The sequence below is a fragment of the Thioclava indica genome (assembly GCF_000714545.1).
In the GTDB taxonomy this organism is placed as follows: Bacteria; Pseudomonadota; Alphaproteobacteria; order Rhodobacterales; family Rhodobacteraceae; genus Thioclava; species Thioclava indica.
The window spans coordinates 1-5,002 of sequence record NZ_AUNB01000071.1 but is presented as its reverse complement, the minus strand read 5'-3'; the positions used below and the strand labels follow the sequence as shown (position 1 = coordinate 5,002).

Here is a 5,002-nt window from a genome sequence, read left to right as displayed (position 1 = left end):
CCCTCCGGTAAACCCGGGGCGGTTCAGTCCCCTGCCGGAATTTCGATCTGTATCGAGAGAAGTTTGAAGCCATTCAGCGCGCCTTGGAGGCAGGAGAACGCGAGACAATTCCCGTCAAAAAATGGGCGATTATTGAACCGTTGGAGGGAGACGTCTTTATCCGGAATGGTTTATTGGCCTTGATTGCGGAAAAATCCGAAATGACGGCCCGTGGCGGCTCTCGTGATCACCGGCTGCGCGTGATCTTTTCGAACGGGATGGAAAGCGATCCGCTGATGTCGTCGTTCCGAAAATCTTTAAACGACGACAAGACCGTCCGGCTTGTCCAAAAGCTCGGCTTCGGCCCTCTGGACCCGGATTGGGAAACAGATCGTCTAGATCTCTCGGGCACGATCTATGTCGCACGTTCCCGTTCGGAAGATCCCGCGATCAAAGCGCAACGCATGATCTTGCACAAGATTGGCGTGACTGGACAGGACGTGGGGCGTCGGATTTCGGATGCGCGGAACGACCCAACTTTCCTGCTCGCTCCAGTCGATATCGTTGCCACCTACGACCTGAAAAACCTGTCCCGAAGAAAAGTCGAGAACTTGTTGCACAGGTTCTTTGAACAGGCGCGGCCTGCGGAGCTATTTGTTACCGACCGTTTCGGGAAAAAAGTCTATCCGCGGGAGTGGTTTTATGTGTTGCCAGAACATGTTGGCCAAGCAGCCAAGCTGATTGAAAATGGGACACTTCACAAGTATTGGTATAACCTTGCAAAGCAGGCTATTGAAAAGAAGTGAGGGCGGGGAGCCGCCATTCGCTGCACTCGGCGCGAATGTCCGCTGCGCGGGACTTTGCTCGCCCGAAAACCGCTAAGATCCCATGTAGCCGTTTCTCTTAGGCCGCGATGAAATCTCGCATGGCAGACTTTAGTTTACCTCGGCAAAGCCTTGGGCGATTGCTTGAAACGGGAGTGCGATAGAGCCGAACCGCGTCGGGAATGTGCGCGCGGCGCAGAAAAGATCCAGTTCACCCCAAGGGTCTGGAAACGCGACCGTTTCGCCCTGTAGCAATGCCGAAAGTTGACGCCCCACGTCTGCGATCTGGTTTTCCGTCTGCCCAATTCCCGCACGCGCGACAATCCCCAGAGAGGCCATCCCAAGCGTGCAGGCGCGGGCTTTCCAGCCTACTTGCGCCAGTTTATCCTCGTGAAAAACCAGATCCAGTGTCAGCATGCTACCGCAGACCGGGCTGCGGCAGGTGACAGTCACATCGGGCGTCGCCAACCGCCGATCTGCGCGCACCCGGGCCGCGTGCTCCCGGATGCGCGGTTGATACAACGCGGCCAGCGCTGCGTCGCTGTCGCTCATGCTTCGGCTGAGTCAGCCCCGCGAGCGGTCTGACGACCGAGCACCGCAAGGAACTGTAGCGCGAAATGTAGCCCGCGGCGCACGTCCTCATCGCCGGCGGCACGCAGCAGGCCAAGGCGCGTTGGCACCGGCTGCCGGGCGGCCGTGTTGGCGGCGTAGCGGGCCGCATTGGACAGCATCCACGCATTGCTCACCAGATCTTCGTAAGCGACCATCATCTTCTGGATCAGCGCGTCATCGGCCATGTCAACGCCATCGGCCGCCAGCGACAGAAGATCGACGATATTGTGCAAGCGGCGCCCTTGGATTAGCGGAGCGAGCTTGTTGGCCAGATCGACCAGCCCCGCTTCTGTTGCCTCGTCTGCAAAAGCGCTTTCTTGGTTGATACGTTCGAGAAGCGGTGTGTCCGCCCCGGTTTGGGTGGGGTTCGCCATGGCGTCCTCCTTATTTTCGTAGATGTGAATTATCAGATGATGCCGCGCGCAACAGACCAATAGATCCCGCGATTAAACGCCTTGCGCAGTAACCCGCCAACCTTTGTGGGCGGCGTCGGATGCACGTCTTCATCATAGTCATACCAAAGCGGCATACCGACCTCGAGGCCCATCTGCGCAACAGCCTGAACCCTGCCGGTATAGGTATCGATTGTGCGCCCCAGACGCATGTCACCGGCAATATTATTGGCGATCACGGGGCATTGGTTGTGACACGATCCCCCTGCTTTCGAGATTGGCAGATCCACCGTGTCGCCCATCACATAAGCGTTGGGAAACCCGTCAAGTTGCAGTGTTTCGCGGTTGGTGGGAAGCCAGCCTTCATTGTTGGGCGCTTGCGACACGCCACTTTGCAAAACCGCATCGACAGCGCGGATCGGCGGGGTAGACATGAGAATGTCGAAATCCTGCTCCTCGCCTTCCGCCGAGATCGCGACCTTTCGGTCGGCATCCACCTTGGCCAGCGTAAAGCCACGTTCATATTTGATTCCGCGCTCTTCAAAGATCGGCGGCAGCACGTTGCAGACCTCTTCCTGCATGAACAGGCAGTTGCGCAGCAGTTGTGAAACGGTGGGATAAGTATAGACGATCTCCACCTGATCGCGGATGCCCTTGCGGCGTAGGTATTCGTCCAGCATCAAGGTCGTTTCCATCGGCGCGATGCCGCATTGATGCGGGACATTCGGTGTCGTCGGGAAGTTCACGGTGATAAAGACGCGACCCTTTTCCAGCTTGCGCAGCTTTTCAGAAAGCTGACGCGCGGGATCGTATTGATAGAAATAATCGCCCGCTTCCTTTAGGCCCTCAATCCGCTCGGGTGCTGGCAGACAACCCGTCGAGACGACGATGTAATCATATCCGATCGTCTTGCCGCTGGCGGTTTTTACCTTGGAGCCCGCGAAATCGAACGAGACAACCTTATCAATCTGAAGGTCGATTTCGGGACGCAGCAGCGTTTCCTGTTTGCGGCGTAGCTCTCCTTCAAAGAACATATCGAAGGCGACATACATGAACGCTGGTTTGTAATAATGCCAAGGGCTGTCAGTCAGCATGGTGACCTTGACCTTACCCGACGCAACCTCAGGATACATTTTTGTGACGATGCTGTTTGCGGTCATTGTTCCGCCAATCCCACCGCCAACTACGAGTATGTGCTTTTTCATGCTGCCTCCTCCTGCAGTTTCCAAGCGCTCCGTGCAACGACCCAAAATGTCGTTTGAGGTCGCGTCTTGCCTGTGCATAAGGTGCAATTTATTTTTCCTTGTCGCCAAGCGGCAAACCTTCCAATCTGGAAAGGTGGCATTGTTGATGGCGCCCGGAGGAGCAGGGAAATCATGGCGGAGGAAGACAACAGCGAACAGATGCGCGCCGCCATTAGGGCGGAGGTGCAAGGTCAGATCATCGAGTGCCTGAACCGCTTTTATGCGATGGAAACTGGGATGTGGGGAAAGCCGATTGACTGCCTGATTATTCGCACCGTTGTTCAAGGCAGATTGCAGGGCAAGCTATATGATCTCTCTGCCCTTGCCGAAGTTCTCGGCCTACCTATCAGCACCCTTCATCGCAAGATCGGGGAACTGGTAGAGAGCGGCTTTCTGCTGCGCGAACCACGGGGAAAATCCATCTACATCTCTCCAACCGATACCACCAACATCGCGTTGGACAAGTCGTTCGAATCCATGGTCAAGACATTGCGCAGCCTTTACAAAGGCGACTTCGATTTCGAAACGATGGACCTTTGCGGTGAACGTTAGTTAGCGCGCAACACCAACCAAATCGCGCGACCTCTTCTTGAGGCGGCGATATAGTCAAAGATTCCCATACTCCACCCGGTCGCCGGCAGGGGGCACTCGATATGTCTTGTGGAAGGGGCCACAAAGAGCCGGCCACGTCGTGCAGGCCTGCGCGACCATCGCAATTTTTCAAAGGGCGCTTTCCTGCGTTCAACTGATGGGGATTCAAGGGTATCAGACAGACCACTCGCTTTGTTCGTAAGGCATGAGTCGGGATGCGATGGAAAGGCCTGGTCTTGCATTCCAGAGGCGTTTCGCGGGATACGGCCGCTCGACACCTTCCCTTCGAAAGCCCACTGAAAATCGAAAGCTAAAATGCCCCAGACCGACCGTCTCAAGACCGACTGTTCGAAATGCGCGGCCCTTTGCTGCGTCGTCCTGGCGTTCGACAAAGGTAAGGATTTCGCCTTCGACAAGAACCCCGGAGAACCCTGCCGGAACCTTTCGGGGCACAGTTGCTCGATCCACCACAACTTGACGCAAGAAGGTTTTCCCGGCTGCGTCGCCTATGATTGCCTGGGCTCGGGCAACCGTGTCGTTCAGGAGGTCTTCGAAGGTCAAACCTGGCAGAAAGACCCGCGTCTAATGCCGGTGATGATGGAAGCCTTCTCAGCCATGCGTGAGGTCCACAAGCGGATCGACTTGCTGCGTGCCGCCGACGTGCTGGCGTTGGAACCGCGCGACGACCAGAAACGTCGGGACTTTCTCGACTTCCTCGAGCAACACCGCTGGAGCGGGCCAGAGCTCAATGAATTCGAGTTTGGCCTGGCGCTGGAGATCGACCTCTTTTTCCATGGGATCAGTAAGTGATTTGCCATTTCCCACTGCGGATCTTCGGTAGGTGGAATTGCTGCACGATACACGAATGGCTGCTCTGACGGCCTGCAACGCAGCATTGGGTCATCGGCTGAATGACCGGTCTGGGCCGATAGTGTCGATCGACACCAAGGGCGGGGAGTTGCCGTTAGCTGCGTCTCTGCCAGGCAGGCAAAAGCGGCCATTCAAGCCCTAGCAGACCGAAACCCACATGCTGCGCTGCGCACCAAGGTCGGCTGTGCGCAGGGAGCGAACTTTGCAAAGTTTTGGGCGTTTCCCGACATTGGCCATTCATGTAGCGTGCGGCTATAATCCGTTTTGCGTCCTTGCCTATCTACGCCCAGTTGCACCTTTCGCCGGATACCCCATCGAAACATTGCGCAGCTTGGTCGTTCCGATCTGAAACTCTGTCGCGAGATGGGTGTGCCCAAAGAGCCATTGATCAGGCTGGAAGCGGTTGATCAGATCGCTGAGGTCTGAGGCATAGGCTTGCGGCACCGGGCCGCCCGGAGATAGCGCGAAGGGATGGGGCGCATGATGGGTC

6 protein-coding genes and 1 pseudogene are annotated in these 5,002 nt (G+C 56.6%); 3 read left to right on the top strand and 4 right to left on the bottom strand.

Features of this window, described 5'->3' with window-relative positions; all coding sequences use genetic code 11:
* Positions 1 to 83: 83 nt before the first annotated feature.
* The gene (locus DT23_RS16030; RefSeq protein WP_205618262.1) at positions 84 to 785 is read left to right on the top strand and encodes a GIY-YIG nuclease family protein; all 702 of its coding nucleotides are present in this window, start codon (positions 84 to 86) and stop codon (positions 783 to 785) included.
* A 129-nt stretch (positions 786 to 914) separates the two neighbouring features.
* On the opposite strand, the gene DT23_RS16025 is transcribed toward DT23_RS16030, so the two are convergent.
* Genes DT23_RS16025 through DT23_RS16015 form a run of 3 tightly spaced genes read right to left on the bottom strand, consistent with a single transcriptional unit; the run spans position 915 to position 3,012 of the window.
* Complete coding sequence (locus DT23_RS16025) at positions 915 to 1,355, bottom strand: iron-sulfur cluster assembly scaffold protein (protein ID WP_038132887.1); 441 nt, start codon at positions 1,353 to 1,355, stop codon at positions 915 to 917.
* Positions 1,352 to 1,789, bottom strand: coding sequence for a DUF1641 domain-containing protein (locus tag DT23_RS16020; protein ID WP_081847245.1), 438 nt, complete (start codon positions 1,787 to 1,789; stop codon positions 1,352 to 1,354). The genes DT23_RS16025 and DT23_RS16020 overlap by 4 nt, the downstream gene beginning before the upstream one ends.
* Positions 1,790 to 1,821: 32 nt before the next feature.
* On the bottom strand, positions 1,822 to 3,012 hold the full coding sequence (locus DT23_RS16015; RefSeq protein ID WP_038132885.1) for an NAD(P)/FAD-dependent oxidoreductase: 1,191 nt from the start codon (positions 3,010 to 3,012) through the stop codon (positions 1,822 to 1,824).
* 171 nt (positions 3,013 to 3,183) lie between these two features.
* Between DT23_RS16015 and DT23_RS16010 the strand changes: the two genes are divergently transcribed.
* A complete protein-coding gene (locus DT23_RS16010; protein WP_038132883.1) occupies positions 3,184 to 3,603 on the top strand; it encodes a helix-turn-helix domain-containing protein in 420 nt (139 codons plus the stop codon).
* Between the two features lie 354 nt (positions 3,604 to 3,957).
* Complete coding sequence (locus tag DT23_RS16005) at positions 3,958 to 4,452, top strand: hypothetical protein (RefSeq protein ID WP_038132881.1); 495 nt, start codon at positions 3,958 to 3,960, stop codon at positions 4,450 to 4,452.
* A gap of 336 nt (positions 4,453 to 4,788) precedes the next feature.
* Here the strand turns inward: DT23_RS16005 and DT23_RS19765 are convergent.
* Positions 4,789 to 5,002 (bottom strand): annotated as a pseudogene (locus tag DT23_RS19765) (metallophosphoesterase); the annotation flags it as partial.

Excerpts from the sequence above, each read along its gene's own strand:
- DT23_RS16020 (WP_081847245.1), bottom strand. The coding sequence starts at position 1,789 with ATGGCGAACCCCACCCAAACCGGGGCGGACACACCGCTTCTCGAACGT.
- DT23_RS16015 (WP_038132885.1), bottom strand. The coding sequence starts at position 3,012 with ATGAAAAAGCACATACTCGTAGTTGGCGGTGGGATTGGCGGAACAATG.
- DT23_RS16005 (WP_038132881.1), top strand. The coding sequence starts at position 3,958 with ATGCCCCAGACCGACCGTCTCAAGACCGACTGTTCGAAATGCGCGGCC.
- DT23_RS16010 (WP_038132883.1), top strand. The coding sequence starts at position 3,184 with ATGGCGGAGGAAGACAACAGCGAACAGATGCGCGCCGCCATTAGGGCG.
- DT23_RS16025 (WP_038132887.1), bottom strand. The coding sequence starts at position 1,355 with ATGAGCGACAGCGACGCAGCGCTGGCCGCGTTGTATCAACCGCGCATC.